At 64.7% G+C, this 25,982-nt stretch carries 26 protein-coding genes; 16 read left to right on the top strand and 10 right to left on the bottom strand.

Going from position 1 to position 25,982, the window contains the following annotated elements; translation table 11 throughout:
- Positions 1 to 99: 99 nt before the first annotated feature.
- Positions 100 to 2,565, top strand: coding sequence for a DNA helicase PcrA (gene pcrA, locus AABD04_RS18065; RefSeq protein WP_341441984.1), 2,466 nt, complete (start codon positions 100 to 102; stop codon positions 2,563 to 2,565).
- Between the two features lie 69 nt (positions 2,566 to 2,634).
- Here pcrA and AABD04_RS18060 read toward each other — a convergent pair whose 3' ends face one another.
- Positions 2,635 to 3,669: a M23 family metallopeptidase gene (locus AABD04_RS18060; protein WP_341441983.1), complete on the bottom strand. Its 1,035-nt coding sequence runs from the start codon at positions 3,667 to 3,669 to the stop codon at positions 2,635 to 2,637.
- A 240-nt stretch (positions 3,670 to 3,909) separates the two neighbouring features.
- Between AABD04_RS18060 and AABD04_RS18055 the strand changes: the two genes are divergently transcribed.
- The 3 genes from AABD04_RS18055 (at position 3,910) to sucD (ending at position 8,005) form a co-directional block, all read left to right on the top strand.
- Positions 3,910 to 5,775: a hypothetical protein gene (locus tag AABD04_RS18055; RefSeq protein WP_341441982.1), complete on the top strand. Its 1,866-nt coding sequence runs from the start codon at positions 3,910 to 3,912 to the stop codon at positions 5,773 to 5,775.
- A gap of 146 nt (positions 5,776 to 5,921) precedes the next feature.
- Positions 5,922 to 7,085 carry an ADP-forming succinate--CoA ligase subunit beta gene (gene sucC / locus AABD04_RS18050; protein ID WP_032377331.1) on the top strand — a complete coding sequence of 388 codons (1,164 nt, stop codon included), beginning with the start codon at positions 5,922 to 5,924 and terminating at the stop codon, positions 7,083 to 7,085.
- Positions 7,086 to 7,093: 8 nt separating this feature from the next.
- A complete protein-coding gene (gene sucD / locus AABD04_RS18045) occupies positions 7,094 to 8,005 on the top strand; it encodes a succinate--CoA ligase subunit alpha (protein WP_222089956.1) in 912 nt (303 codons plus the stop codon).
- A 128-nt stretch (positions 8,006 to 8,133) separates the two neighbouring features.
- Here sucD and AABD04_RS18040 read toward each other — a convergent pair whose 3' ends face one another.
- The gene (locus tag AABD04_RS18040) at positions 8,134 to 8,307 is read right to left on the bottom strand and encodes a hypothetical protein (protein WP_341441981.1); all 174 of its coding nucleotides are present in this window, start codon (positions 8,305 to 8,307) and stop codon (positions 8,134 to 8,136) included.
- A 138-nt stretch (positions 8,308 to 8,445) separates the two neighbouring features.
- Between AABD04_RS18040 and AABD04_RS18035 the strand changes: the two genes are divergently transcribed.
- The 8 genes from AABD04_RS18035 to purH all read left to right on the top strand — a co-directional run bounded on the left by AABD04_RS18035 (position 8,446) and on the right by purH (position 16,755).
- Entirely contained in the window at positions 8,446 to 8,940 is a 495-nt protein-coding gene (locus AABD04_RS18035) for a hypothetical protein (protein WP_341441980.1), read from the top strand.
- A gap of 10 nt (positions 8,941 to 8,950) precedes the next feature.
- A complete protein-coding gene (locus AABD04_RS18030) occupies positions 8,951 to 9,292 on the top strand; it encodes a DUF2200 domain-containing protein (protein ID WP_341441979.1) in 342 nt (113 codons plus the stop codon).
- Between the two features lie 75 nt (positions 9,293 to 9,367).
- The gene (locus AABD04_RS18025) at positions 9,368 to 10,588 is read left to right on the top strand and encodes an acyl-CoA dehydrogenase family protein (protein WP_341441978.1); all 1,221 of its coding nucleotides are present in this window, start codon (positions 9,368 to 9,370) and stop codon (positions 10,586 to 10,588) included.
- Positions 10,589 to 10,611: 23 nt separating this feature from the next.
- Positions 10,612 to 11,736, top strand: a complete 1,125-nt coding sequence (sfnG, locus tag AABD04_RS18020) for a dimethylsulfone monooxygenase SfnG (protein ID WP_341441977.1) — start codon at positions 10,612 to 10,614, stop codon at positions 11,734 to 11,736.
- 93 nt (positions 11,737 to 11,829) lie between these two features.
- Positions 11,830 to 12,999, top strand: a complete 1,170-nt coding sequence (locus AABD04_RS18015) for a DUF5336 domain-containing protein (protein ID WP_341441976.1) — start codon at positions 11,830 to 11,832, stop codon at positions 12,997 to 12,999.
- Positions 13,000 to 13,073: 74 nt separating this feature from the next.
- Positions 13,074 to 14,510: a cell division protein PerM gene (locus AABD04_RS18010; RefSeq protein ID WP_341441975.1), complete on the top strand. Its 1,437-nt coding sequence runs from the start codon at positions 13,074 to 13,076 to the stop codon at positions 14,508 to 14,510.
- Positions 14,511 to 14,590: 80 nt separating this feature from the next.
- Positions 14,591 to 15,205, top strand: a complete 615-nt coding sequence (gene purN / locus AABD04_RS18005; RefSeq protein ID WP_243593701.1) for a phosphoribosylglycinamide formyltransferase — start codon at positions 14,591 to 14,593, stop codon at positions 15,203 to 15,205.
- Positions 15,202 to 16,755 carry a bifunctional phosphoribosylaminoimidazolecarboxamide formyltransferase/IMP cyclohydrolase gene (purH, locus tag AABD04_RS18000; protein WP_243593700.1) on the top strand — a complete coding sequence of 518 codons (1,554 nt, stop codon included), beginning with the start codon at positions 15,202 to 15,204 and terminating at the stop codon, positions 16,753 to 16,755. Before purN ends, purH begins: the two co-directional genes overlap by 4 nt.
- 67 nt (positions 16,756 to 16,822) lie before the next feature.
- Here the strand turns inward: purH and AABD04_RS17995 are convergent, their stop codons facing one another.
- Positions 16,823 to 17,686, bottom strand: a complete 864-nt coding sequence (locus AABD04_RS17995) for a DUF559 domain-containing protein (RefSeq protein WP_341441974.1) — start codon at positions 17,684 to 17,686, stop codon at positions 16,823 to 16,825.
- Between the two features lie 237 nt (positions 17,687 to 17,923).
- On the opposite strand from AABD04_RS17995, the gene AABD04_RS17990 reads away from it, so the two are divergent.
- Positions 17,924 to 19,309: an ATP-binding protein gene (locus AABD04_RS17990; RefSeq protein ID WP_341441973.1), complete on the top strand. Its 1,386-nt coding sequence runs from the start codon at positions 17,924 to 17,926 to the stop codon at positions 19,307 to 19,309.
- Positions 19,309 to 21,255 (top strand): VWA domain-containing protein, encoded by a 1,947-nt coding sequence (locus tag AABD04_RS17985; RefSeq protein ID WP_341441972.1) that lies wholly within the window; start codon positions 19,309 to 19,311, stop codon positions 21,253 to 21,255. Before AABD04_RS17990 ends, AABD04_RS17985 begins: the two co-directional genes overlap by 1 nt.
- On the opposite strand, the gene AABD04_RS17980 is transcribed toward AABD04_RS17985, so the two are convergent.
- The 7 genes from AABD04_RS17980 to rpmB all read right to left on the bottom strand — a co-directional run bounded on the left by AABD04_RS17980 (position 21,256) and on the right by rpmB (position 24,352).
- Positions 21,256 to 21,828 (bottom strand): DUF1707 SHOCT-like domain-containing protein, encoded by a 573-nt coding sequence (locus tag AABD04_RS17980; protein ID WP_341441971.1) that lies wholly within the window; start codon positions 21,826 to 21,828, stop codon positions 21,256 to 21,258.
- Positions 21,829 to 21,853: 25 nt separating this feature from the next.
- Entirely contained in the window at positions 21,854 to 22,318 is a 465-nt protein-coding gene (locus AABD04_RS17975; RefSeq protein WP_243593695.1) for a hypothetical protein, read from the bottom strand.
- A gap of 46 nt (positions 22,319 to 22,364) precedes the next feature.
- Entirely contained in the window at positions 22,365 to 23,291 is a 927-nt protein-coding gene (locus tag AABD04_RS17970) for an AEC family transporter (protein ID WP_341443092.1), read from the bottom strand.
- Between the two features lie 80 nt (positions 23,292 to 23,371).
- Positions 23,372 to 23,626 (bottom strand): 30S ribosomal protein S18, encoded by a 255-nt coding sequence (gene rpsR / locus AABD04_RS17965; protein WP_008719028.1) that lies wholly within the window; start codon positions 23,624 to 23,626, stop codon positions 23,372 to 23,374.
- A 14-nt stretch (positions 23,627 to 23,640) separates the two neighbouring features.
- Complete coding sequence (gene rpsN / locus AABD04_RS17960) at positions 23,641 to 23,946, bottom strand: 30S ribosomal protein S14 (RefSeq protein WP_243608915.1); 306 nt, start codon at positions 23,944 to 23,946, stop codon at positions 23,641 to 23,643.
- Between the two features lie 2 nt (positions 23,947 to 23,948).
- The gene (rpmG, locus tag AABD04_RS17955) at positions 23,949 to 24,119 is read right to left on the bottom strand and encodes a 50S ribosomal protein L33 (RefSeq protein WP_187346656.1); all 171 of its coding nucleotides are present in this window, start codon (positions 24,117 to 24,119) and stop codon (positions 23,949 to 23,951) included.
- A complete protein-coding gene (rpmB, locus tag AABD04_RS17950) occupies positions 24,116 to 24,352 on the bottom strand; it encodes a 50S ribosomal protein L28 (protein ID WP_032365915.1) in 237 nt (78 codons plus the stop codon). Before rpmB ends, rpmG begins: the two co-directional genes overlap by 4 nt.
- Before the next feature lie 137 nt (positions 24,353 to 24,489).
- Between rpmB and mrf the strand changes: the two genes are divergently transcribed.
- A complete protein-coding gene (gene mrf / locus AABD04_RS17945) occupies positions 24,490 to 25,722 on the top strand; it encodes a ribosome hibernation factor-recruiting GTPase MRF (RefSeq protein WP_341443091.1) in 1,233 nt (410 codons plus the stop codon).
- Positions 25,719 to 25,979, top strand: a complete 261-nt coding sequence (locus AABD04_RS17940; protein ID WP_243593692.1) for a type B 50S ribosomal protein L31 — start codon at positions 25,719 to 25,721, stop codon at positions 25,977 to 25,979. The genes mrf and AABD04_RS17940 overlap by 4 nt, the downstream gene beginning before the upstream one ends.
- Positions 25,980 to 25,982 lie beyond the last annotated feature (3 nt).

The raw sequence follows: 25,982 nt of genomic DNA, 5'->3' as shown, positions 1-25,982 counted from the left end.
TCCAGTGTGCCATGGGTCAACCGTCCTGAAAAGTCGTCGGTTCGGCCGACGACCACGGGATGTGGGTTTGTCGGTACACGCCGGTAACCTGACCGGACGATGAACACATTCCTCCAAGGCCTCGAGTCTCGAAAGAACACGTCGTCCGACGCCCTGCTGGAGGGCCTGAACCCCCAGCAGCGCGAGGCCGTCGTGCACACCGGATCGCCGCTGCTCATCGTGGCCGGAGCCGGGTCGGGCAAGACGGCGGTGCTGACGCGTCGCATTGCGTATCTGCTCGCCGAGCGAGGGGTGTCACCCGGCCAGATTCTGGCCATCACGTTCACCAACAAGGCCGCTGCCGAGATGCGCGAGCGAGTCGCCGGCCTGGTCGGACCTCGGGCGAACGCGATGTGGGTCTCGACCTTCCACTCGAGTTGCGTGCGCATTCTGCGCGCGCAGTCGGCCCTGCTCCCAGGTCTGAACTCGAACTTCTCCATCTACGACGCGGACGATTCTCGGCGACTGCTGACGATGATCTCCAAGGATCTGCAGATCGACACCAAGAAGTTCTCGGCGCGGCTGCTCTCGACCGCGATCTCGAACCTGAAGAACGAGTTGATCGGCCCCGACAAGGCCGTGGAGGACGCCGACGGCGACCCCGCCGAGCTGCCGCGACTCGTGGCCAAGGTCTACGGCATCTACCAGCAGAGGTTGCGCGCGGCCAATGCCATGGACTTCGACGACCTGATCGGCGAGACGGTCGGAATCCTGCAGGCGTTCCCACAGGTGGCGCAGTACTACCGACGTCGGTTCCGGCACGTTCTGGTCGACGAGTATCAGGACACCAACCACGCCCAGTACATGCTGGTCCGCGAACTGGTCGGCACCCCCGATGCGGACGGCGCATTGGAGGGCACCGTCGCGCCGGGCGAGCTGTGTGTGGTGGGCGACGCCGATCAGTCGATCTATGCGTTCCGCGGCGCAACGATCCGCAACATCGAGGAGTTCGAACGCGACTATCCCGATGCGCGCACCATCCTGCTCGAGCAGAACTATCGGTCGACCCAGAACATCCTGTCGGCCGCCAATTCCGTGATCTCGCGCAACACCGGCCGGCGTGAGAAGAAGCTGTGGACCGACACCGGCGAGGGCGAGTTGATCGTCGGCTATGTCGCGGACAACGAGCACGACGAGGCGTCGTTCGTGGCCTCGGAGATCGACCGACTCGTCGACGGCGGAGACGTGCGTTTCGACGAGGTGGCCGTCTTCTATCGAACCAACAACTCGTCGCGTGCGCTGGAAGAGATCTTCATCCGGCTCGGGCTGCCGTACAAGGTCGTCGGCGGTGTTCGGTTCTACGAGCGAAAGGAAGTGAGAGACCTCGTCGCGTACCTGCGCGTGCTGTCCAACGAGGACGACACCGTCAGCATGCGTCGTATTCTCAACACTCCACGCCGCGGCATCGGTGACCGTGCCGAGGCCTGCGTCGCGGTGCACGCCGAACAGCGCGGCATCAGCTTCTCGCAAGCCTTGCACGACGCCTCCGCGGGCAAGGTGGCGTTGCTGAACTCGCGCCAGCAGAAGTTGATTGCGCAGTTCATGGAGTTGCTCGACGAACTCCGTGCCGTGCTCACCGCAACCGACGGGGACGGCAACGACATCGCAGACATCGGCGATGTCGTCGAAGCCGTACTCGACCGCACCGGCTACCGAGCCGAGCTCGAGGCCAGCAGCGACCCGCAGGACGGTGCGCGCCTCGACAACCTCAACGAACTCGTCAGCGTGGCACGGGAATTCACGTCCGAAGCACGCAACCAAGCCGCGGTTGCAGAGGAGGCGCTCGAGACCGGTGACGACGAGGACGACGGCGGCGTCGACGGGTTGGCCGAGCCGGGTTCGCTCGCGGCGTTTCTCGAACGAGTGTCTCTGGTGGCCGACACGGATCAGATTCCCGATTCGGGTACCGGCGTCGTCACGCTGATGACGCTGCACACCGCCAAGGGGCTCGAATTTCCGGTCGTCTTCGTGACGGGTTGGGAGGACGGCCAGTTCCCACACATGCGGGCACTCGGCGATCCCAACGAACTGTCCGAGGAACGACGTCTGGCGTACGTGGGTATCACCCGTGCGCGGCAGCGGCTCTACCTCACGCGCGCGATCATGCGCTCGGCATGGGGGCAACCCATCGCCAATCCGGAATCACGCTTCCTGCAGGAAGTTCCGCAGCACTTGATCGACTGGCGGCGTGAGGATCCCGGCACCGGTGGCGGCCGAGCGATCGGTGGTGGCAGATCCGGCAGCTACGGATCAGGTGGCGGTTACGGCTCCACCGGTTACGGCTCGAACAGTTACGGCGGATCCTCGAATCGAGGTCAGAGCTCGCCGAGTTTCGGGGCCGCCAAGGGGCGCAACTCCAACCTCGTTCTGGCCGTGGGCGATCGAGTCAGTCACGACAAGTACGGCCTGGGTACGGTGCTGGAATCGACCGGAGCAGGCGTCAAGGCGATGGTGTTGATCGACTTCGGTTCGGCGGGCCGCGTCAAGATGATGCTCATCGGCGGCGTCCCGATGACAAAGCTGTAAGGACTCCGAGAACGCGAAAGCCGGGCCCTGCGAAAGCGGGGTCCGGCTTGTTGTGCGGTGGAGGAGGACTCAGTCCATCTCGGGTCCGAGGGAGATTCCTCGGGAGGCGAGCCAGGGGAGCGGGTCGATCTTGAGCTCGCCTGGAAGGTGGACCTCGAAGTGCAGGTGCGGGCCCGTGGAGAAGCCGCGGTTGCCCATGGTTGCGATCTGATCGCCCGCCATGACGTTCTGACCGACAGTGACGGTCGAGGTGTCGATGTGGCCGTAGACGGTGATCGTGCCGTCGGCATGCTGCACGCGAACCCACATGCCGAAGCCCGCGGCCGGACCGGAGTCGATCACCTTGCCGTCGGCGACGGCGTAGATCGGAGTTCCGATTGCATTGGCGACGTCGACGCCTGCGTGGAGTACGCCCCAACGGGTGCCGAAGTTGGAGGTGTAGGTGCCCTGCGCCGGAAGCGCGAACAGTGGCCGGCGAGCGGCGGCTTCACGGGCAGCCCGCTCTTCGCTGAAGCGTTGGCCCTTGGCGAGCAGGTCGTTGAACTGGCTCAGATCAACCGGTGCGGCGATGCTGAGGATCTGCGGTGCCTCCGACGGCGCTGCGCTGGACGAGTCGGCTGCCGGTTCGGTGGTCTGCGGAGTCGTCGTGGGCGGGACTGCCGCTGCGGCGGGTGCCTCGCCTGCTGCGAGTGCGTACTCGGAGGTGGCAACCGCGGTGGGCGAGTCATCGTTGACGACGGCCTGGCCGGCAGCGACGACTGCGCCTGCGGCTACCGCGAGAACTGCTGCTCGGCCCTTGAGTGCGGTGGGGGGAAGAGGAATGCGGTGTGCGCCGCCGCGACGGGCCACGGGGGTGGCGTCAGCAGAAGTGGCGAACGTGGTGACGACGGTCGGTGACTCGTCGGCTGCGACGTGCGAGGCCTGGGCGAAATCGGCCTCGGTGTACTGGTACGGCGAGTAGGCGTACGCGTCGTAGGCATCGGTCTCGAACGCGGGCTCTGCGGCAGCGTCGGCGATGGGCTCGTAGCTGTACACCGTGGTCGCGTCTTCGGCCGAAGGTCGAGAGAACCGGCTGGAGGTGAAGGACGCACGGTGTTGCTGCAAGACCTACTACCTCCGTTGTCCGTGACCTGGCTGTTACTGAAAGACTCGGCAGACGGTAACGAAATGATTGCGGGGCGCGCAAGTTAACAGCCCAAACCGGCGGCATATGTGAGATGGCTCACAAGGCGACCAGCGGTTATCTCGTGACGAGCCACATCCGTGATCGGAGACGGGAACCCATCGACGGCACACGGCGACAGTAACGGTTCTTGCACCGATCGAGCCGATACCGTGATCCGAGTGCCGACTCCCACCTTCGACGATTCGTCCGCCCGCGGCTCCGAGCGAGCGGAACCGCAACGCATCCGGCCCCAGGACGGAGAGTTCGGTCGGCCCGACGACCCGTCGCCGACCTCGCGCGTGGCAACAGCAGTCGTACTGGCTCTGATCGCTGCGGTTGCCGTGGTGGTGGCACAGCTGATCGGTGTCGTCCGCAGCGCCGACGGTTCGCCGGTGGGTGACGGGGCCGCGATCGCCGCGATCCTGGCCGGGGCCGTTCCCGTTGTCGTCGTCCTCGGTGCTGCGGTGGGCGTGGCCGGCAAACGTGTCGAGTTCGCTGCAGCGCTGCTGGCCGGGTACGGCGCGGTGGCACTCGGACTCGCACTCCTCGATGTGGCCCTGCTGGCGGATCCCATCGACGCGAATCGGCTCGAGCTCTTCCGCCCGCTGAGCGCTGCGATGCTCGACGCCACCCCCGGTGCCTACGTTCTGCTCGTCGGTCACGCTGTGTCGGTTCTGGCGGGTGTTGCGGGGTGGTCTGCGGTGCATCGCGCCGGTCTCGGTGACGGGTACGGCCACTCGGTGTATTCCGAGCACGTGGGACGCGCTGCTGCGGGGCGTGTCGGTCCGTTGCTCGCGGCGCTGATCGGCATCTTGGGTGTGCTGGCGGCGGTGGCGGCATTCGCGTCGCTGTATCGCTCGGACGATCCGGTGGTGATCGTGACGGCGGTGGTGGAATCGCCGGTGTTCGTCGCGGTGGGATCAGGAGTGGTCGGGATCGCGGCGCTCGTGGTGGCCGCATCTGCGTTGGCCTCGCTGTCTCCGATCGTGGCCTCGGGTGCGTCCGTCGGTGCCGGGCTCGGGGTGCTGGCGTTCGCCGGGGTCGGTCTGCTGGCGGGACTCGGTACCGGAGCCCGAGTGGATGCCGGCGTCGGTGCATACCTGGGAACGGTCGCTGGGCTCGGGCTGCTTATCTGTGGGGCGGTGCTGGCACCCGTCGCCGCGGCACGTGACCGCCGAGCGCTGGAGAGAGCGCAGCAGCGCGCGACGGGTGCGCGAGATGCCCGCGGTGTCGCCGGTCCAGGAACGACGCGATGGCACGCAGCGGCCGGGAGTGCAGGCGTCGCGTCGGGCGTGCTGTTCGTTCTCGGATCGTTGTTGCCGATTCTGGGGACCGACTCGGGCATTGCCGTGCCGCAGATTCTGGCCACCCGCGTGGTGTTGGTCGCCGGGTTCGTGATGATTCTGGGTTCGGTGCCGCTGCTGTTCTCCGAGTTCGCTTCGACGGCGAGGCCGTTCGTGTCGATGTTCTGGCTCGGCGCGGTCTCGGCTGCGGCCGGAGTGTTGCAGTCGGTGGTGCTCGCCGAGGACGTGGACGGGGTGAGTACCGGCATCGGAGCTCTGGCGATCATCGCGGGCGTCGTCGCTGCCGTGGCCACCGGAGTGCTGGCGCTGTTCGCCGGATCGGCCGAACGCGACGACGTCGACACCTCGGCCGACGCCGGGTTCGACGTTCCGGTTCTGGGCGCTGCTCTGTTCGGCGGGGTTCTCCTTGCCATCGGACTCGCCCTGCCCTTGTACCGAGGCAGCGATCTGACCGCCGCGACCGTCACCGAATTTCCGTGGGGCTGGGACACCTGGGGTCAGATGCTGCTCGCCGTCGGAGTCGTGGTCGCTGCCGTCGTCGCGGCGCGTGCTCGGCCCGCTCGCGGCAGCGTTCTGCTCGGTGGGTCGGTCGTCGCGGGGATCGTGTACGTGGCGTCGTGGCCGCTGACGTCTGCGCGTGCCACCGATCCGGAAATGGGTCCCGGCGTCGTGCCCTCGGTCGTCGGAATCGTCGTTCTCGCTGTCGCGGCGGCACTTTCGGCCCGCCGCGCCGATCGGTGACGGCCGTTTCATCGAGCCGGTAGCGGTGAGATAGGCCACATAGCATCCATGCGCCCGATGCGCTGTCGGGGCACCTGGATAAAGTCCATGCTCAGACCCGCTCACACCCCTGGAGCGGGCGTCAACGTAGACGAGACGGTGAGCTGATGGATCTCTTCGAATACCAGGCGAAGGAATTGTTCGCCAAGCATGGCGTACCCACCTCCGCCGGTCGTGTCACCGACACGGTCGCCGGAGCAACACAGATTGCCGAAGAAATCGGCAAGCCAGTAATGGTCAAGGCACAGGTCAAAGTCGGCGGCCGCGGCAAGGCCGGTGGCGTCAAGTACTCCAAGGACGTCGCAGCAGCCACCGAGAACGCAGAAGCGATTCTCGGACTCGACATCAAGGGCCATGTCGTCAAGAAGCTTCTCGTTGCAGAAGCCTCCGACATCGCCGAGGAGTACTACATCTCCTTCCTGCTCGACCGCACCAACCGCACCTACCTCGCCATGTGTTCGGTCGAGGGTGGCGTCGAAATCGAGGTGACGGCGGAGGAGAACCCCGACGCACTCGCACGTATCCCGGTCGACGCCGTCAAGGGCGTCGATCTTGCTTTTGCTCGTGAAATCGCCGAAAAGGGCAAGCTTCCCGCCGAGGTGCTCGACGCCGCTGCGGTGACCATCCAGAAGCTGTGGGAGGTCTTCATCAACGAAGACGCTCTCCTGGTCGAGGTCAACCCGCTGGTTCGCACCCCGGACGATCAGATCCTCGCCCTCGACGGCAAGGTCACGCTCGACGCCAACGCAGACTTCCGCCAGGCCGGCCACGCCGAGTTCGAGGACAAGGACGCAGCCGATCCCCTCGAGGCCAAGGCGAAGGAGAACGACCTCAACTACGTCAAGCTCGACGGACAGGTCGGCATCATCGGAAACGGTGCCGGACTGGTCATGTCGACCCTCGACGTCGTCGCATACGCAGGCGAGGCACACGGCGGCGTCAAGCCGGCCAACTTCCTCGACATCGGCGGCGGCGCGTCGGCCGAGGTCATGGCCGCAGGCCTCGACGTCATCCTCGGTGACGAGCAGGTCAAGAGCGTGTTCGTCAACGTCTTCGGCGGTATCACCGCGTGTGACGCAGTCGCCAACGGCATCGTCGGCGCGCTGAAGAAGCTGGGCGACGACGCCAACAAGCCGCTGGTCGTCCGTCTCGACGGCAACAAGGTCGAAGAGGGCCGCAAGATTCTCGCCGACGCCGCGCACCCGCTGGTGACGCTCGCCGGAACCATGGACGAGGGCGCCGACAAGGCCGCCGAGCTGGCAGCGAAGTAGAGGAAACCATGTCAATCTTTCTGAACAAGGACAACAAGGTCATCGTCCAGGGCATCACCGGCGGCGAAGGCACCAAGCACACCGCCCTGATGCTCAAGGCCGGCACCCAGGTCGTCGGTGGCGTCAACGCACGCAAGGCCGGCACCACGGTCAAGCACGTCGACGCACAGGGCAACGACATCGAACTCCCGGTCTTCGCTTCGGTTTCCGAGGCCATGGAGAAGACCGGAGCCGACGTGTCCATCGCGTTCGTGCCGCCGGCATTCTCCAAGGACGCCATCGTCGAAGCGATCGACGCGGAGATCCCGCTGCTCGTCGTCATCACCGAGGGCATCCCCGTGCAGGACTCCGCATACGCGTGGGCCTACAACGTGGAGAAGGGCAAGAAGACCCGCATCATCGGCCCGAACTGCCCCGGAATCATCACTCCCGGTGAGGCATTGGTCGGCATCACGCCCGCCAACATCTCGGGAACCGGCCCCATCGGCCTGGTCTCCAAGAGCGGCACGCTGACCTACCAGATGATGTTCGAGCTCCGTGACTTCGGCTTCTCGACGGCCATCGGCATCGGCGGCGACCCCGTCATCGGAACCACCCACATCGACGCCATCGAGGCATTCGAAGCGGACCCCGAGACCAAGGTCATCGTCATGATCGGTGAGATCGGTGGCGACGCCGAAGAGCGTGCAGCCGACTACATCAAGGCCAACGTGACCAAGCCGGTCGTCGGCTACGTCGCAGGCTTCACCGCTCCCGAGGGCAAGACCATGGGCCACGCAGGCGCCATCGTCTCCGGCTCGCTGGGAACGGCGCAGGCGAAGAAGGACGCACTAGAGGCCGCAGGCGTCAAGGTCGGCAAGACGCCGTCCGAGACCGCTGCCCTCGCGCGCGAGATCCTGGAATCGCTGTCTGTGAAGTAACTTTCACGCGAGAGAGGCCCGCCACCGATTCGGTGGCGGGCTTTTTCGTGCGCGCCCCCAGTTCGCGTGAATGGACCACTGCATGCGTCTGGGCGGTGCAATGTCACATTGACGCGGAGCTGGCAGTGCTATTCGGTCTCGAATTTGTCCACTCGCCACAGAACGAACACGGACGCTGCTCCCAGCGCTATCGCCACCCCGGCGTAGTAGACCGAGCCCAGGGAACCCGCACCCCATGCTGCGACAATGGCGAAGGTGAGAAGTGTGGCGACCTTGAAATATTCGATTCTCTTTCGCCTCATGCGCTGGCCCTCCCTGATCGGCGAATGCGTCCGCATCATTGTGCACGAAATATGTTGCGCTGCATAGTAATTGGCAGACAATCTGGTGGTAAAGAGATGTCAACAGCCGAAGTAATGAAATGCTGAGATACTGGCGACATGGGAGGAAACACGGCTGAATTCCTGACTCGTCTGTATCGCGACGGATGGCATGCAGACCGAGCGGTGCGGCCTATCGGCAGGTTGATGATCGCGGCCATGGTGGTCTCGTGCCTGTATGTACTCGCATCGGTGGTGCTGGCGAAGTCTCTCGCAGATTTTCAGATGCACAGGCAGGGCATGGACGACGGCTCGTCGTCGGCGAAGGCCATCGTCTACGGGGCCTACTCCCTACGGGTGATCACCGTGGTCAGTCTGATCTTCGGCTACTCGTATCTCGTCCGACGGCTGTCCGAGCGCACCCCGTCCCAATATCGAGTCCTGTTGAGCTGGAGTATCTTCGGGGTCGCTGCCTACTCGTATCTAATTTTCACCCCGAACCTGCCCTGGACCCACGTGGTGCAGGCGATTCAAGTGGTAATCCTGCTGACGGTGGCACTGCTGCTGTTCACTCCGCGAGTGCGGGCCTACTTCGCGGGCACATCAGTGGACTAGATTGATCCGCGTGCACAGGATCTTCACCACCGCCTTCAGCTCGGTCTATCCGCTCTACGTGACCAAGGCCGAACGCAAAGGTCGGACCAAAGCCGAGGTCGACGAGATCATTCGATGGCTCACCGGTTTCGACCAGTCGGACCTCGACCGCCATCTCGAGGCCGAAACGACGTTCGACGACTTCTTCGCGGCAGCGAACCTGAACTCGAACGCGACCCTGATCACCGGTGTCGTCTGTGGGATACGCGTCGAGAACGTCGAAGACCCGCTGATGCAGAAGATCCGCTACCTGGACAAGCTGATCGACGAACTCGCCAAGGGCAAGAAGATGGAGAAGATCTTGCGTGGCTGACCTCGACACGGGGTCTTGAAATCACGCTGAGTCGAACTGTGGTCACCGATCCTCTGCACGACTTCACTGATCGTCATGACAACCACCGAGAATCGTGTCCTCACCAAGAACTGGTCCGACGCCCCCACCACTGCCGCCGGTTGGATTTCCCGCGCGGGTGAGGTAGCTCAACTCCTCGCTGTCGATGCCGTCGCCCGCGACAAGGGCAATGCCGCGCCGCATGCCGAGGTTCAGCTCCTGAAGGACGCCGGACTCGTCACTCTGCTCGGCCCCGTCGAACACGGCGGCGCGGGCCACGACTGGCCGACGGCCTATCAGGTGATTCGTACCGTCTCCAAGGCCGACGGCTCGATCGGCCAGCTGCTCGGATACCACCTACTGTGGTTCTGGGCTGCGCGTCTGGTGGGCACACCGGAGCAGATCGAGGCCGTCGAAGCCGACGCCACCAAGAACAAATGGTTCTTCGGTGGTGCCGTCAACCCGCGGGACAACGACGTGTCGGTCACCGATGAGGGCGAGACCATCGTGTTCGACGGTTCCAAAACGTTCTCTACCGGCAGCCGGGTCTCGGACGTCACCGTGCTCGAAGGAGCGTTGCCCGACGGTCAGCACGTGTTCGCAATCGTGCCGTCGAACATCGAGGGATTGTCGTTCCATGACGATTGGGACAACATCGGCCAGCGTCAGACCGAGAGTGGCAGCGTCACGATCGACAAGGTTCGTGTCGACTGGGCCAGCGCAGCAGGGTTCGTGGACAAGGCCTTTCAGCCGCGGGTCTACAACACCCTCAACGTTCCGACCATCCAGCTCGTGTTCGTCAACTTCTACCTCGGCATCGCGAGGGGCGCTCTCGAGGAAGCAGCGTCGTACACCAAGGACAAGACTCGTGCGTGGCTGCACAGCACGGTGGACAAGGCAGTCGACGAGCCCTACATCATCGACATCTACGGCGACCTGACCGCCAAGCTGTGGGCCGTCGAAGCTCTGGCCGACGCAGTGGCGTTGGAAGGGCAGAAGATTCACGACGACGCGTGGAACGTCACCGCCGAGGAGCGCGGTGATCACGAAGTGCGGGTGGCCGCAGTCAAGGCTCGCGCCACGGAGGTGTCGCTCGAGATCACTTCCACGGTGTTCGAGGCACTCGGTGCGCGGGCGACGGCCAGCAAGTACGGATTCGATCGCTTCTGGCGCAACGTGCGTACGCATACCCTGCACGATCCGGTCGCGTACAAGCGACGTGAGGTCGGCCGCTGGGTTCTCACGGGCGAACTGCCCGAGCCGACCTGGTATTCCTAGAACGCACTGGTAGGAGAACAAGAATGAGCACCGAAAGAATCGCCGACGCTGTCAAGTTCGCGTACTGGGTACCCAATGTATCGGGAGGCCTGGTCACCAGCACCATCGAACAACGCACCGGCTGGGATTACGAATACAACAAGAAGCTGGCGCAGACGGCCGAGAACAACGGATTCGAGTACGCCCTGAGTCAGGTGCGCTACGAAGCGAGTTACGGGGCAGAGTTCCAGCACGAATCCACCAGCTTCTCGCTCGCGCTGCTGCTGGCCACCGAAAGGCTCAAAGTCATTGCGGCAGTGCATCCCGGTCTGTGGCAGCCGGCGGTCCTCGCCAAGCTCGGTGCCACGGCCGACCACCTGTCGAACGGTCGTTTCGCCGTCAATGTCGTCAGCGGCTGGTTCAAGGACGAGTTCACCCACCTCGGTGAACCGTGGCTCGAGCACGACGAAAGGTACCGTCGCAGTGCAGAATTCCTGCAGGTACTACGCAAGATCTGGACCGAGGACGACGTCGACTTCCGGGGCGACTTCTACCGGATCCACGACTTCACGCTCAAGCCCAAGCCTCTCAACACACCTGAGCGACCCAATCCCGAACTGTTCCAAGGTGGCAATTCGTCTGCCGCACAGGAGAATGCCGGACGATACTCGGACTGGTACTTCAGCAACGGCAAGGATTTCGCCGGCGTCACCGAGCAACTCGACAATCTCCGTCGCGTCGCGCGCGATCACCAGCGCGAGGTCAAGTTCGGGCTCAACGGGTTCATCATCGCGCGCGATACCGAAAAGGAAGCCCGAGACACACTGCGCGAAATTATCGAGAAGGCGAACAAGCCTGCCGTCGAAGGCTTCAAGGGGGCGGTGCAACAGGCGGGCAATTCGACGGGCGACAAGAAGGGAATGTGGGCCGACTCCACGTTCGAGGACCTCGTTCAGTACAACGACGGCTTCAAGACCCAGTTGATCGGCACCCCGGAGCAGGTGGCCGAACGCATCGTCGCCTACCGCCGCCGCGGCGTCGACCTGATTCTCGGTGGCTTCCTGCACTTCCAGGAGGACATCGAATATTTCGGTGCCAGGGTGCTGCCGTTGGTTCGAGAGCTCGAAGCTGCCGAATCGAACGACCAGCAGCTGGTCGCGTCCCACTGACCTGGAGTTCCTTGAGCGGTCGGGTCCGTGCAGTAGCGTGAGTTCTCGGACCCGACCGACCTGGGTACGTCACTATCAGGATGAGGAGACGCGATGACCTACTCGCCCGGCAGCCCTGAAAACGGGGGCTCCAACTCTGGTGGCTACGGCGGAGGTGGACCGTCCTACGGCCTGTCGTCCTCGCCCAATCAGCCGTCCCCCAATCCCCAAGGTCATCCGGGTCAGAACCAGACGTTTCATCAGCCGTCGGTGTCCAATCCCTTCGGCCCGCCGGTCCCCGGAACGTCGGCACCGGTGAATCCTGCGCCACAGCCGAAGTCGAGAGGGTCGGGGCTGTCGAATCTGCCGAAGATCCTCACCTTCGTCATTCTCGGGCTCGGCATAGTGAACTTCCTGCTCGGATTGCTGGACCTCGTCACCGCCGAGGTCACCTCGTCTCAGGAGCTGCCGAGCAGCATTCAGACCTCGTTCAGCACCACGTTCTTCGCCTCCGGTGGAAGCGCGGTGTCGGTTGCACTGTTGCTGGCAGCGGGCATGATCGCCGGAGCGTCGTTGCTGCAGAAGGACACGAAGAATCAGGGCGTGGTGGCCGCACTGGCGATCACCGGCTTCCTGGTGTTGGCATTCCAGTCGTTCAGTCTGCCGAGCGCCGAGGGCAACGAGTTCGCCAGCACCTCCAGTTCGCTCGGCATCGGCGCGATCCTGGTGCTCGTTCTCGGCTTCGTCCAGGCAGCTGCCGCGGTCGCAGCTCTGCTGCTCGATGCGGGCATCGTCAAGGCTCCGGTCCCCAAGCCTGCAGGCTTCGGCGGCCAGACCCAGAACCAGCAGCCCGGATTCGGCCAGCCGAACCCGTACAACGCGCCGACGACATCGTTCGGTGGACCGTCACAGTCGCAGGCATACGGCAATCCGCCGTCGTACGGGCAGCCTCAGGGAACGTCGTCGAACTTCGGTCAGGCTCCGAGCGGACAGGCGTCGGGGCAGCATTCCTACAACCCGGGTGGCCAGCCGTCGTACGGACAGTCCGCCCCCAACCCGTCTCCGCAGGGCGGCTACGCGCCGCCGCCGTACACCGGTCCGAGCGGACCGGCCGCCGGGCAGGCGTACCCACCGAACCAGTACCAGTACGGGCAGCCGTCCGGATACGGTCAGCCCCCGGCGAAGTCGGACGAGCCGGAATCGGGCGATCAGTCGACGCCGTACGGCGCGCCCACGCAGTCCTTCGGGGCCACTCCCGCCGAGGACGAGAAGAAGCGCGACTGATTTCACGTCCCTCCAGGCACCCTTCGCGGCGCGCCTGACCGGTGCGCCGCGAAGATGATGCGAGTCTCGTTGCGATGAGCGATCTATTGAACCGAGAGACGCGACGCGCGGCCGCGCGGACTCCCAGTACCGGGCCGACGCCCGATCAGTCGCGCGTACTCGCCGGGGTGGCGTTCAAGATTTCCGGACTGGTCGTGGTGATCGCGACGACGCTCGCTCTGGTCACCCTCGTCTCGGTCAACAGTGATCTGACCGGCACCTTCGGGGCGATCGCCGGGTCGTGGTTCGCGGTGCACCTCGTACCCCTGAGTATCGGCGGTACATCCCTCGGTGTCGCACCGCTTCTGCCGACGCTGATCGTCGGCTGGTCCGTGGCGCGCACCGTTCACCGCGCAGTCGACATCGACACCGACGGCCGGATGGTGCGGTGGGTGTTCGCCGCCTCGTTGGCCGGTCCACTCGCCGTGACCGCCATCGCCCTGGCCGTCGCACAGGATGCGTCCACCGTCATCGGACTGTCCAGCCCCAACGCACTCGTCGCCTTCTCGTGGGTCGCAGGCGTGCACGCGGCCGCGTCGGGAACGGGTCTGCTGCTCGCGCGCTGGGACTCCGTGGTGATCCGCCGCGGGCTTCCGGAGTGGGTTCGCGCACTCGTCGCACCGTTCGTTCGCGCGATCTCGATGTTCGCCGCCGGCGGCGCGGCCGTCGTACTGATCGCCCTGCTCGTCTCGTGGGAGACCGCAGGAGCGCTGGTCGAGAGCGGACGCGATGTCGTCGGCATGCTCGGCCTCACAGTGCTGTCGGTGCTCTATCTCCCCAACGTCCTCATCGGTGCTCTCGCCGTGGCCACCGGTTCCTCTGCCGGGTTCGGCGACGCGTCGGTCAGCCTCTTCTCGACGACGGGAGGGCCGCTCCCGCCACTGCCGATCCTGGCCGTCCTCCCCGAAGGATCTGCGCAGACCATCTGGATCGTCATGCTGGTCGTCCCGATCGGTGTCGGGCTGTTGCTCGGCCGCGACTGCGCGATTCGCAGCGCCGACATCCAGGTCGCCGTGTCCTCGGTGTGGGTCGTGGCCGCCGCCACTGGAGCGCTCGCCGCGCTGTTCGGCTATGCCGCAGGCGGCAACCTGGGCACGTTCGGAACCGTCGAGGTGACCGAGTGGAGCTTCGGGTTGCTGACGTTCGCGTGGCTCGGTGTTGTCGGCTCGGCCTCGGCCGCCGTCACCGTGTGGCGTCGAGCAGAACCCGAGCCGATCCAGGACGAGCCGATCGCGAGCGAGCCCGTTGCCGCTGCGGTACCTACGGCCGAGTTGGCGATCGAGGCCGCTCCCGACGAGCCTGCGGACGTCGAGCCGGTCGAGGAGGTCGTCGAGGCGGAGGTCGTGAACGACGTCCCGGCCGAGATGCCCCCGGCCGAAGAACCGGAGGCGACCGTCCAGACCGTTGCCGACGAACCGTTGGATGCCGAAGTCGTCGCTCCTCCCACGGACCAGGACGGACCTGCCCGGTAGGTGTGCGGGGCGCAGAGACTAGGCTTTCCGCTGGCTCGAACGATCCGCCTCGATATTTCAGGAGTAGTGCGCTGACTGCCTTGCGTGAGACACCCGCGCGGGTCGTCGTCCTCGCATCGGGGACCGGCTCGCTCCTGCAGTCGCTCATCGCCGCGACTGCCACCGAGAACTATCCCGCGAGCATCGTCGCCGTCGGAGTCGACCGAGATTGCGACGCTGCCCGCCGTGCGGACGAGGCCGGGTTACCGAACTTCCGAATCGGGCTGAAGGACTATGCCGATCGGGCCCGGTGGGACATCGCACTCACCGATGCCGTCCTGGGTCACGAACCCGATCTGATCGTCACCGCCGGTTTCATGAAGATTCTCGGGTCCCGGTTTCTCGATGCTTTCGCCGGACGCATCATCAACACTCATCCTGCTCTGCTGCCGTCGTTCCCCGGTGCCCATGCCGTGCGGGATGCACTCGACCACGGCGTCAAACTGACCGGTTCGACGGTTCACCTGGTCGATTCCGGTGTCGACACCGGGCCGATCCTGGCGCAGGAAGCCGTGCCGGTTCTGGACGGCGACGACGAAGCCGCGTTGCACGAACGCATCAAGATCGTGGAGCGACGGTTGCTGGTCGACGTGATCGCAGCCGTGGTCGCCACAGGTGTCACCTCCGATGGACGAAAGGCTCAGATAATCCGATGAGTGAACGTAAAGCAGTGCGCCGCGCGCTGGTCAGCGTCTACGACAAGACCGGACTGGTCGAACTGGCGACAGGCTTGCACAGCGCAGGCGTCGCTCTGGTGTCCACCGGTTCGACGGCGAGCAAGATCGCCGACGCCGGAATTCCGGTCACCAAGGTCGAAGACCTCACCGGATTCCCCGAGACGCTGGAGGGACGCGTCAAGACGCTGCATCCTCGCGTCCATGCCGGCGTGCTCGCCGATACCCGCAAGCCCGAACATCTTGCCCAGCTCGAGGAGTTGGGCATCGAGGCGTTCGAGCTCGTCGTGGTGAACCTGTATCCGTTCACCGAGACCGTGGCCAGTGGGGCGACGCCGGACGAATGCGTCGAACAGATAGACATCGGTGGCCCGTCGATGGTGCGCGCCGCAGCCAAGAACCACCCGTCGGTGGCGGTCGTCGTCGACCCGGCCCGCTATGAGGACGTACTCACGGCCGTCGCCGGTGGCGGATTCACCCTCGCGGAGCGCACATCACTTGCGGCACAGGCTTTTCAACACACGGCCGCCTACGACGTCGCGGTGGCGTCGTGGATGAGCAGTGTGCTGGTGGAGTCCGAGTCCTCGTTCCCCGAGTGGATCGGTGGAACCTGGGACCGTTCGGCAGTACTGCGCTACGGCGAGAACCCACACCAGAAGGCTGCCCTGTACGTCGACTCCTCCGCTGCGGCAGGCATCGCGCAGGCCGAGCAGTTGCACGGTAAAGAGATGTCGTACAACAACTTCACCGATTCCGACGCGGCCTGGCGTGCGGCGTTCGATCACGCCGAGCCCACCGTTGCCATCATCAAGCACGCCAATCCCTGTGGCATCGCAATCGGCAAGGACATCGCCGAGGCGCACCGCAAGGCCCACGCCTGCGATCCGGTGAGTGCGTACGGTGGTGTGATCGCCGCCAACCGTGAGGTCACCGTCGAGATGGCCGAGCAGGTAGCCGAGATCTTCACCGAGGTCATCATCGCGCCGTCCTATGCAGACGGCGCACTCGGAGTGTTGCAGCGCAAGAAGAACATTCGCGTCCTGCTCGCGGTCGCACCGCCCACCTCGGGCGTCGAACTCAAGCCCGTCTCCGGCGGGGCACTGCTGCAGCAACGGGACGTGCTGGACGCGGACGGCGACAACCCGGCCAACTGGACCCTCGCAGCGGGAGAGCCGGTTGACGAGGCGACCCTGAAAGATCTCGAATTCGCTTGGCGTGCAGGCAGAGCCGTGAAGTCCAACGCGATCCTGCTCGCCCACGACGGTGCGTCGGTCGGCGTCGGAATGGGCCAGGTCAACCGCGTCGATGCTGCCCACCTCGCCGTGCAGCGAGCCGGGGATCGCGTCGTCGGTTCGGTCGCGTCCTCGGATGCGTTCTTCCCCTTCCCCGACGGTCTGCAGGTGCTGATGAGCGCAGGCGTCAAAGCTGTTGTGCAACCAGGTGGTTCGGTTCGCGACAACGAGGTGATCGCCGCAGCACAGGATGCGGGAGTGTCGCTGTATCTGACGGGTTCGCGGCACTTCGCTCACTAGCCTCTGACGCCGAACTCGAAGTTATGGATGGATTTCCGGCGAAATCCGTCCATAACTTCGAGTTCGGCTAGACCTTCGCCCCGGCGGCACGCAGTGCGTCGCGAACTCGCGCCGAAACGCCCCACGGATCGGTGCGCAATTGCATAGCGCTCACCCGGATAACCGTCCAGCCGAGTGATTCGAGAAGGTGTTGTCGCTCGATGTCCCAGGCCCGTTGCCTCTCGTCCGACCAGTGCTGCTCGCCGTCGTACTCCACCGCCACCTTCCAGCGTGCCCAGCCGATGTCGATGCGGGCGAACACCCTCCCGTCCGGACCCACCACCTCGATCTGCGTTTGCGGGCGAGGTAGTCCTGCGTTCAGAAGGGCCAGTCTGGTGCGGGTCTCCTGCGGTGATTCCGCACCTGCGTCGACCACGGCGAGTACGGCCCTCAGCTGAACGATGCCGCGAGCACCTCGATGGTTCTCTGCGAGCCGGGCGATGTCGTGAACGCCGACTCCGGTGGCGCGGACGAGTGCATCGAGTCGTGCCACGGCGGTTCCGAACGGCCTACGTCGGCCGAGGTCGTATGCAGTGCGTGCCGCTGTGGTGACTGCCAAGCCGTCGACAGTCTCGACTTCTTGGGGTAGCAGCTCGTCGAAACCGATGCGCAGGCCGTCGAACTTCTTACGATGCTCTGCCCACAGGAGTTCGGCGTCGTCATCGCCGGAGATCCACTTCGATCCGTGGAGTGCGGCAGCACTCAGGCCGGACACGACGGCGTTCCCATGTGAGTACAGCCAGGCTGCCCGCGCTCGGGTCGGTGCGTCCAGCTCGCTGTCCGGATCGATGTAGACGTCGCGATAGATCCTTCGGAAGTGGCCTCTGAGCTGCTGGCGGGTCACCAGCCCGTTCGCCAGGGCCTCTGATCCGACGAACGGTGCGCTGTCCATCCACGCACTGTGGCATCGAACTCGCTCGGAAAGTGGTTCGAGCGTCGGCTGTGGATGAAGAAAATAGTTGTCCACAGTTACGTGGTTGTGATCGAAGTTCCGCCGAAGTGTGCATCGGCTGCCGAACTCGAAGTTATGGACGGAATTTGCCCGAATTTCGTCCATAACTTCGAGTTCGGCGGAACCATAACGGAGCACTCGATGGCAGCAATTGCCAAACGCTCGTAGCGTGGAGAAGTGACCTCTACCAAACCTGGCATCTCCACTCTCGGCGAACTCAAGGCATCCGGACATCGGCAGCGGTCGATCAAGGAAGAGTTGCGGGAAAATCTTCTGAAGGCATTGCGTGACGGCGAAGATCCGTGGCCGGGGATCGTCGGTTTCGGCGGCACCGTGTTGCCGCAGTTCGAGCGCGCGATTCTGGCCGGTCACGACGTGGTGCTGCTCGGCGAGCGTGGGCAGGGCAAGACGCGTCTGTTGCGCACCCTGAATCTGCTGCTCGACGAGTGGGTGCCGGTGATCGCGGGGGCGGAACTCGGTGAGCACCCGTACGAGCCGATCACCCCGGCGAGCATCAGGAAAGCAAAGGAACTCGGCGACGATCTGCCGGTCGAGTGGCGGCACCGCAGCGAGCGGTACGCCGAGAAGCTCGCGACCCCGGATACGTCGGTGGCGGACCTCGTCGGCGACGTCGACCCGGTCAAGGTGGCGGAGGGGCGCAGCCTCGGCGACCCGGAGACCATTCACTTCGGTCTGGTTCCCCGCAGCCACCGCGGCATCGTGGCGATCAACGAGCTGCCCGACCTCGCCGAGCGTATCCAGGTGTCGCTGCTCAACGTCATGGAGGAGCGCGACATCCAGGTTCGCGGCTACACCTTGCGCCTGCCGCTCGACGTGATGCTCGTTGCGAGCGCGAACCCCGAGGACTACACCAATCGCGGACGCATCATCACCCCGCTCAAGGACCGTTTCGGCGCGGAGATCAGGACGCACTACCCCCTCGAACTCGACGCCGAGGTGTCAGTCATAAACCAGGAAGCAGAGCTGCAGGCGACGGTTCCGACCTATCTGCTCGAGGTGCTGGCGCGATTCACCCGATTGCTGCGCGAGTCGCCGTCGGTCGACCAGCGCTCCGGTGTTTCCGCTCGGTTCGCGATCGCTGCGGCCGAAACCATCGCTGCCGCAGCCGTTCACCGGGCCGCGATTCTCGGAGAGGCCGAGCCCGTGGCCCGGCCTGTCGACCTCGGGACCATCATCGAGGTGTTGCGCGGCAAGGTCGAATTCGAGTCGGGTGAGGAAGGACGCGAAATCGAGGTCCTCGAGCACATGCTGCGCCGCGCGACCGCCGATACCGTGCGTGCTCACCTCGGCGGCATCAACCTCGCCGCTCTGGTGACGGCCATCGAGACGGGTGAACCGATCGTCACCGGCGACCGCATCACCGCCAAGGCGTTGCTCGACGAGCTGCCCGACGTCGAGGTGATCGGCGACATCCACGAGCGTCTGAACGCCACGTCGGACGGCGAGAAGGCAGCTGCCGTCGAGCTCGCTCTCGAAGGTCTGTATCTGGCGCGTCGCATCTCCAAGGATCCCGACGACGACGGTCAGACGGTGTACAGCTGATGCGTCGCTCCAGATACGGGCGGTATCACGACGGGCCGGACCCTCTTGCGCCACCGGTGGATCTGCGCGAGGCGCTCGACGCCATCGGCGAGGACGTGCTCGAGGGCGCGTCCCCGCGTCGGGCACTGCAGGAGATGCTGCGGCGTGGAACGAAGAACATGCGTGGGCTCGACGACCTCGCTGCTCAGGCCGCCAAACGTCGGCGAGATCTGTTGAAGAAGAACAACCTCGACGGCACATTGCAGGAAGTGCGTGAGCTGCTGGACAAGGCGGTACTCGAAGAGCGCAAAGCACTTGCGCGTGCCCTCGACGACGATGCGCGGTTCCAGGAGATGCAGATCGGTGATCTGTCACCGTCCACTGCCCAAGCGGTGCAAGAGCTTTCGGACTACGACTGGCGTTCGTCGGAGGGGCGCGAGAATTACGAGAAGATCAAGGACTTGCTCGGACGCGAAATGCTCGACCAGCGTTTCGCGGGTATGAAGCAGGCGCTCGAAGGTGCCACCGACGAGGACCGTCAGGCCATCAGCGAGATGCTGAAGGACCTCAACGAATTGCTCGACGCCCACAACAAGGGCGAGGACACCGATGAGCAGTTCGACCAGTTCATGAACAAGCACGGGCAGCACTTTCCGGAGAATCCGAAGAATGTCGACGAGCTACTCGATTCATTGGCGGAAAGAGCTGCCGCCGCACAGCGACTACGTAACTCTCTGTCTCCCGAGCAGCGTGCAGAGTTGGATGCGTTGGCGCAGCAGGCCTTCGGTGATTCGAATCTGTTGAGCCAGCTCGATCAGCTCGATCAGAATCTGCAGCAGGCGCGGCCCGGTGAGGACTGGGATGGCTCGCAGAACTTCCGTGGCGAGAACGGCATGGGCCTCGGCGACGGTACCGGTGCGCTTCAGGACATCGCGAATCTCGAGAACCTGGGCAATCAGCTCTCGCAGCAGTACAATGGCGCTGCCTTGGACGACATCGACGCCGACGCGTTGCTGAAGCAACTCGGGCCCGAGGCTGCGGCCGATGCGAGGATGCTCGCCGAGCTCGAAAAGGCGCTGCAGCAGCAGGGTTTCATGGACAAGGGTGCCGACGGCCAGTGGCGGCTCTCACCCAAGGCGATGCGGCAGCTGGGGCAGTCCGCACTCAAGGATGTCGCGGGCAAGCTGTCCCGACGCGGCGGCGAGCGAGACACGCGCAAAGCGGGCGCGATGGGCGAGCCCACCGGTGCGTCGCGTGCGTGGGAGTTCGGCGACACCGAGCCATGGGATGTCACGCGCACGGTGAACAATGCGGTACTGCGCTCGGCTGCAACGGGATCGGGCTTTCCGGTGCAGCTGCAGGTGACCGATGTGGAGATCAGCGAGACCGAGACTCGCACACAGGCCGCGGTGGCACTGTTGGTCGATACCTCGTTCTCGATGGTGATGGACGGCCGCTGGGTGCCGATGAAACGCACAGCGCTGGCTCTCAATCACCTGGTCAGCACTCGCTTCCGCGGGGACGATCTACAACTCATCGGATTCGGTAGGCATGCACAGACATTGACGGCGTCGGAGCTGGCCGGGTTGGACGGTGCCTACGATCAGGGCACCAATCTGCACCACGCTCTGATGCTCGCGGTACGTCATCTGCGGCGTCATCCCAATGCGCAGCCGGTCGTGCTGATCGTCACCGACGGGGAGCCGACGGCGCATCTGGAACCGGACGGCCACGCGTACTTCGACTATCCTCCGTCGTCGAGAACCCTCGGTCTGACCGTCCGCGAGCTCGATACCGTCGCGAAACTCGGTGCGCAGGTGACGATCTTCCGTCTCGGAGACGACCCAGGCCTGGCACGAGTGGTCGACAAGATGGCCGAGCGAGTGGGCGGACGCGTCATCGCCCCGGATCTGGACGGACTCGGTGCGGCGGTGGTGACCGACTACCTCAAGCGTCGGCGATCCTGATTACTTCTTTGCTGCCTTGATATCGACCGATACTCCGCCCCAGAAGGCGAAACCGGTGATGATGACGCGAGGTGCGCCGGGGTGCGTCGCGCTGACGTGATCGAAGCCGCCCATGATGCCCATACCGCGGACTTCGACGCTCACTCCGGGCGGCACGGTGACCTCGATGCCGCCCATGATGGCGACACAGTTGATGGTGGTTTCCTCGGCGGTGAACGATGCGCGGCGTAGGTCGAGTTCTATGCCGCCCCAGAATGCGATCGCGTCGATGCGTGCGGCGGGGGTCCACTCGCCCTTGCGCACGGCACCGCTCATGATCGCGATCACGCGGTCGTTCGAGGAACCACCGGACGGTATGGGCGCTGGGGGAGGGGAGAGCACCAGGTCGCCGGTCAGCACATCGAGCTCGCCGTAGGTTTTCGCCTGGTACACCGCAGCGGTGCGCTCGTCGTATTCGCTGACGGTGAGTTGGCCGTTCGCGAACGCGTCGCTCAGCAACTGCGCGACGAGGTTTCGGTCCGCATCGGCCGCGCGAACCTGGCTTCGATCTCGGTCGGGGAGATGATCGCTCACCGCCCGGACACTACCGGTGCCGGGGTCAGGCCGCATTCAGGATCGTGCGGCTACCGAGCGGTGACGCAAGAGTCATCTGCATGGTGGCGTAGACGGCAACCATGATGCAGGACTTGTCGGCGGCATCGGGCCTGGTTCCGGTTCGCAGTTCGATCGTGACGGTGGTGTCGGTCTCGGTGACCGACGCGTCGGCCCCGTAGCACTCGGGTGTGCCGGTCACGAAGTGCACCGCAATGGTGTTGGGGGATACCTGGCTCCACGACTCGAACGGAGTGGTGGTGGCGCGGATCAGGCCGGGGGTGGCCTCGAACATCGTGCCCACGTCGCCGACGGGAACTTCGTGCGGAACCGGAGGGGCGCTGGGTTGCTGGACGAGTCCCATGGGTGTTGTGGAGTCGATGCTGGGCGTTGTGTCCTCGTCGCTACCAGCGGCGGTGCTGCAGCCGGCCAGCAGCAGGCACAGCATGACACCCGCGGCGAGAAACCTCATGAGTCCAAACTAGCGCTGGGAGCTGAGGAGAACCTTTGTGTTCGGCTCACGCGAGGAAGACCGTCACGAGAGCGATGACGGGGATAGAGACGAGCGTGGTCACGAACGCGGTGTCGCGGGCGAGCACCACCCCGCGCTGGTATCGGCTGGCGAAGACGAACACGTTCTGCGCGGTGGGCAGTGCGGAGACGACGACGATGGCGAACAGATCGTGCCCGTCCAAACCGAAGACGAACCTGGCCATGAGGTAGCCGAGCAACGGCTGCAGCGCCATCTTGAACACGCTTGCCAGGGCCACGTCCCGCCGCGGACTGCTGCCTTTCTGCAGGACCCGGGCACCGTAGAGGGACAGACCGAAGGCGAGCAGCGCCCCGGGCACGGACAGGTTGCCGACGAGTTGGAACGGCTGCATGAGCGCCTCGGGGAGCTCGTATCCGGTGATCGACAGCACGAGGCCTGCGGCTCCGGCCACCACGATCGGATTGCGGAACGGCGTGGTGACGGTCTTGAACAGCGAGACCTTGTCGATCTTGGTGGAAATGTCGAGGATGGTGACGGCGATCGGGGTGTAGATCATGATCTGGAACAGCAGCAGGGGCGCGACGAAGTTCGCGTCGCCGAGCACGAACACGGCGATCGGGATGCCCAGGTTGGCGGCATTGACGTAGGAACTCGCGAGTGCGCCGATGGTCGCGTCGGGCACGGACCGTTTCAGCGCGAGCTTCGCGATGACGAAGTAGATGGCCCCGACGAGCAGTGCCGTGGAACCGGCGACGGCCAATACAGGCGAGAGAATCACCGACAGATCGGAATTGGCCAACGTCACGAACAGCAATGCCGGTGTCGCGACGAAGAACACGAGACGACCGAGGACGAATTGGCCGTGCTCGCCCAGCACATTCAGGTGAGCAAGAAGGTAGCCCAGGGCGATAACGACGAAGATGACGGTGAAGCCCTCGAGAACGCCGGACATCGTCGAAGTGCTCATTTCTTGCTGGGAACGACAGAAAGGCCACGTAGCCGAGGGCTACGTGGCCTTTCTCGAAAGCTGATTCAGCGGCTGGTGAACGGCAGCAATGCCATTTCACGAGCGTTCTTCACTGCGACAGCGACCTGGCGCTGCTGCTGCGGGGTGAGCCCGGTGACCCGACGGCTGCGGATCTTGCCGCGGTCGGAAATGAACTGACGAAGAAGGTTGATGTCCTTGTAGTCCACCGTGGTGACCTTGGCGGCGTTCAACGGATTCTTCTTCGGTCGACGACCCGCCTCTGCGCGGACCTTCTTCGACGGTGCTCTCTTGACTGCCATCTCTACCTTTTCCCTTACCAGCTCGACTTGTGGACGCCTGGCAGTTCCCCGCGGTGAGCCATCTCGCGCATTTTCACGCGGGACAGCCCGAATTTCCGTAGGTAACCGCGCGGACGTCCATCCGCAGCGTCACGATTGCGCAATCGTACCGGACTCGAATCGCGTGGCAGACGCTGCAGTGCCGCCTGGGCCTGCGCGCGCTCGGAGTCGCTGCTCGAGGGCTTGCGGATGATCTCCTTGAGCTCGCCGCGACGCGTTGCCCAGCGGGCGACAACGAGCTTGCGTTGCTCGTTCTTCGCTATCTTCGATTTCTTGGCCATGGCTATCGCTCTTCCCTGAAGTCGACGTGCTTGCGCACGACCGGGTCGTATTTCTTCATGACCAGTCGGTCGGGGTCGTTGCGGCGGTTCTTGCGGGTGACGTAGGTGTAGCCGGTGCCGGCGGTCGACTTCAGCTTGATGATCGGACGGACGTCCGTGCTCTTGCCCATCAGATCTTCTCCCCGCGTGCGCGGATCTTGGCGACCACGGCGTCGATGCCGTCGCGGTCGATGGTCTTGATGCCCTTGGCCGAGAGCGTGAGGGTGACGCGGCGTCCGAGGCTGGGTGCGTAGTAGGTCTTGCGCTGAATGTTGGGATCCCAGCGGCGGCTGGTGCGCACGTGGGAGTGCGAGACCGACTTTCCGAAGCTGGGGGTGCGGCCGGTGACCTGGCAGTGCGCTGACATGAGCGTTCCTTTCTTGCCGTTATGACAATCGTTTTCGACAAAGCGTTCATCCGAATGTAGCGTGCATCCTCAGAGAATGACAATCGTTGTCGAGAAGAAAGGTGCCCGTGAACTACTCACCGGACGATCGAACCCCGATGGTCCTCGTCTCCGGCTGGACCGGAGCCATGGACGCGGTCGTGACATCGCTGCTCGCGCCGGGAACTGTTGCTGTTCGCCACGATCTGAGCCGCGTCACCGAGGGCGTCGTGCGTCGCACGCTGTACGTCCTGGGTGAGAATCCGCGCGAGACGATCCTGGAACTGGCGCACGGCTGTGTCTCGTGCACGCTCCGTGAGGATCTGCTGCCACTGCTGCGTGCACTGTCCACGCGCAGCACTGTCGATCGCATCGTGCTCGTCATGGACCCGGCGCTCGAACCCGAAGCGTTGTGCTGGGCGGTGGACAACGTCATCGTCGCGGACGTGGTGGGGCAGATCGACGGACCCGCCTCGCGAGATGTGCGTATCGAGGCCGTGATCGGCTGCCTCGACGCCGCAACCTGGTTGGCCGACGCCACCGGCGACGACACCTTGGCCGACCGAGGCGTCGTCGCCAGTGGTGACGACGATCGCACCGTCGCGCAGCTGGTGGTAGGGCAGGTCGATTACGCCGACGCGCTCGTCGTCACCGCAGGTCCCGATGTCGACGCCTGGGAGCGGGCCAGGCTCGCGGCTGTCCTCGCGCGGTTGGCACCGAACGCACCTGTCGTCTGGGTTCCGCAGGACTCGATGGTCGACGGACCGGCAGTTCTCGCGTCTGTTCCCTTCGACGCCCGACGCGGTGAGATCACCGACGCCCACTCGCCGCTGTTGCGCGGCCAGCCGCCCTTGTCCGTCGACTGCGGAGTCGCACTCGTGGAGTTCGCCGCAACGAGGCCCTTCCACCCCGAACGATTGCACGAGGCCATCGACGTGTTGCTCGACGGCGTCGTCACCGCGCGCGGACGGGCGTGGGTGGCCACGCAACCCGACGAAGCTCTGTGGATCGAGTCGGCAGGCGGCGGACTTCGGGTTGCGAGCGCCGGAAAGTGGCTCGCTGCAATGACTCCCGTGGAACAGGACCGCATCGATACCACCCGTCGAGCAATGGCAGCGCTGCGGTGGGACGAGCAATTCGGTGATCGAGACACCTCCCTGGTGATCCTGGTGCATCAGGCCGACCCCACCGAGATCGACCGAACCCTGCAGTGGGCATTGGTCTCCGACGACGAGATGACCGATCCCGCCCAATGGGCCACGTGGACCGACCCTTTCGGCCAGTGGCACGAAGACCCCTGCGAGAGCAGCGAATCCCCGTACGCAGACCAGTCACGAGAGGCAACAGAATGAAGCCAGGCATCCATCCCGACTACCACCCGGTCGTGTTCCAGGACTCGAGCACCGGGAACAAGTTCCTCACCAGATCGACCGTTACGTCCGCCCGCGAGACCGAGTGGGAAGACGGCAACACCTACCCGCTGATCGTCGTCGACGTCTCGTCGGAATCACATCCCTTCTGGACCGGGGCTGCGCGGTTGATGGACACCCAGGGACGCGTCGAGAAGTTCGAGAAGCGGTACGGCCGCCGAAGCCGAAAGGACGCCTGAGTC

The organism is Rhodococcoides navarretei (genome assembly GCF_038069675.1).
Lineage (GTDB): Bacteria > Actinomycetota > Actinomycetes > Mycobacteriales > Mycobacteriaceae > Rhodococcoides > Rhodococcoides navarretei.
Note: the sequence above shows the minus strand (reverse complement) of the source record. Positions and strands in the feature narration are given on the sequence as shown.

Coding starts and splice junctions, on each gene's coding strand:
- AABD04_RS17995 (WP_341441974.1), bottom strand. CDS start 17,686: ATGGACAGCGCACCGTTCGTCGGATCAGAGGCCCTGGCGAACGGGCTG.
- AABD04_RS18025 (WP_341441978.1), top strand. CDS start 9,368: ATGACAACCACCGAGAATCGTGTCCTCACCAAGAACTGGTCCGACGCC.
- pcrA (WP_341441984.1), top strand. CDS start 100: ATGAACACATTCCTCCAAGGCCTCGAGTCTCGAAAGAACACGTCGTCC.
- AABD04_RS18010 (WP_341441975.1), top strand. CDS start 13,074: ATGAGCGATCTATTGAACCGAGAGACGCGACGCGCGGCCGCGCGGACT.
- AABD04_RS18035 (WP_341441980.1), top strand. CDS start 8,446: ATGGGAGGAAACACGGCTGAATTCCTGACTCGTCTGTATCGCGACGGA.
- AABD04_RS17985 (WP_341441972.1), top strand. CDS start 19,309: ATGCGTCGCTCCAGATACGGGCGGTATCACGACGGGCCGGACCCTCTT.
- sucD (WP_222089956.1), top strand. CDS start 7,094: ATGTCAATCTTTCTGAACAAGGACAACAAGGTCATCGTCCAGGGCATC.
- rpmB (WP_032365915.1), bottom strand. CDS start 24,352: ATGTCAGCGCACTGCCAGGTCACCGGCCGCACCCCCAGCTTCGGAAAG.
- AABD04_RS17975 (WP_243593695.1), bottom strand. CDS start 22,318: ATGAGGTTTCTCGCCGCGGGTGTCATGCTGTGCCTGCTGCTGGCCGGC.
- rpsN (WP_243608915.1), bottom strand. CDS start 23,946: ATGGCCAAGAAATCGAAGATAGCGAAGAACGAGCAACGCAAGCTCGTT.
- rpsR (WP_008719028.1), bottom strand. CDS start 23,626: ATGGCAGTCAAGAGAGCACCGTCGAAGAAGGTCCGCGCAGAGGCGGGT.
- sucC (WP_032377331.1), top strand. CDS start 5,922: ATGGATCTCTTCGAATACCAGGCGAAGGAATTGTTCGCCAAGCATGGC.
- AABD04_RS17940 (WP_243593692.1), top strand. CDS start 25,719: ATGAAGCCAGGCATCCATCCCGACTACCACCCGGTCGTGTTCCAGGAC.
- AABD04_RS18015 (WP_341441976.1), top strand. CDS start 11,830: ATGACCTACTCGCCCGGCAGCCCTGAAAACGGGGGCTCCAACTCTGGT.
- mrf (WP_341443091.1), top strand. CDS start 24,490: ATGGTCCTCGTCTCCGGCTGGACCGGAGCCATGGACGCGGTCGTGACA.
- AABD04_RS18040 (WP_341441981.1), bottom strand. CDS start 8,307: ATGAGGCGAAAGAGAATCGAATATTTCAAGGTCGCCACACTTCTCACC.
- sfnG (WP_341441977.1), top strand. CDS start 10,612: ATGAGCACCGAAAGAATCGCCGACGCTGTCAAGTTCGCGTACTGGGTA.
- AABD04_RS17970 (WP_341443092.1), bottom strand. CDS start 23,291: ATGTCCGGCGTTCTCGAGGGCTTCACCGTCATCTTCGTCGTTATCGCC.
- purH (WP_243593700.1), top strand. CDS start 15,202: ATGAGTGAACGTAAAGCAGTGCGCCGCGCGCTGGTCAGCGTCTACGAC.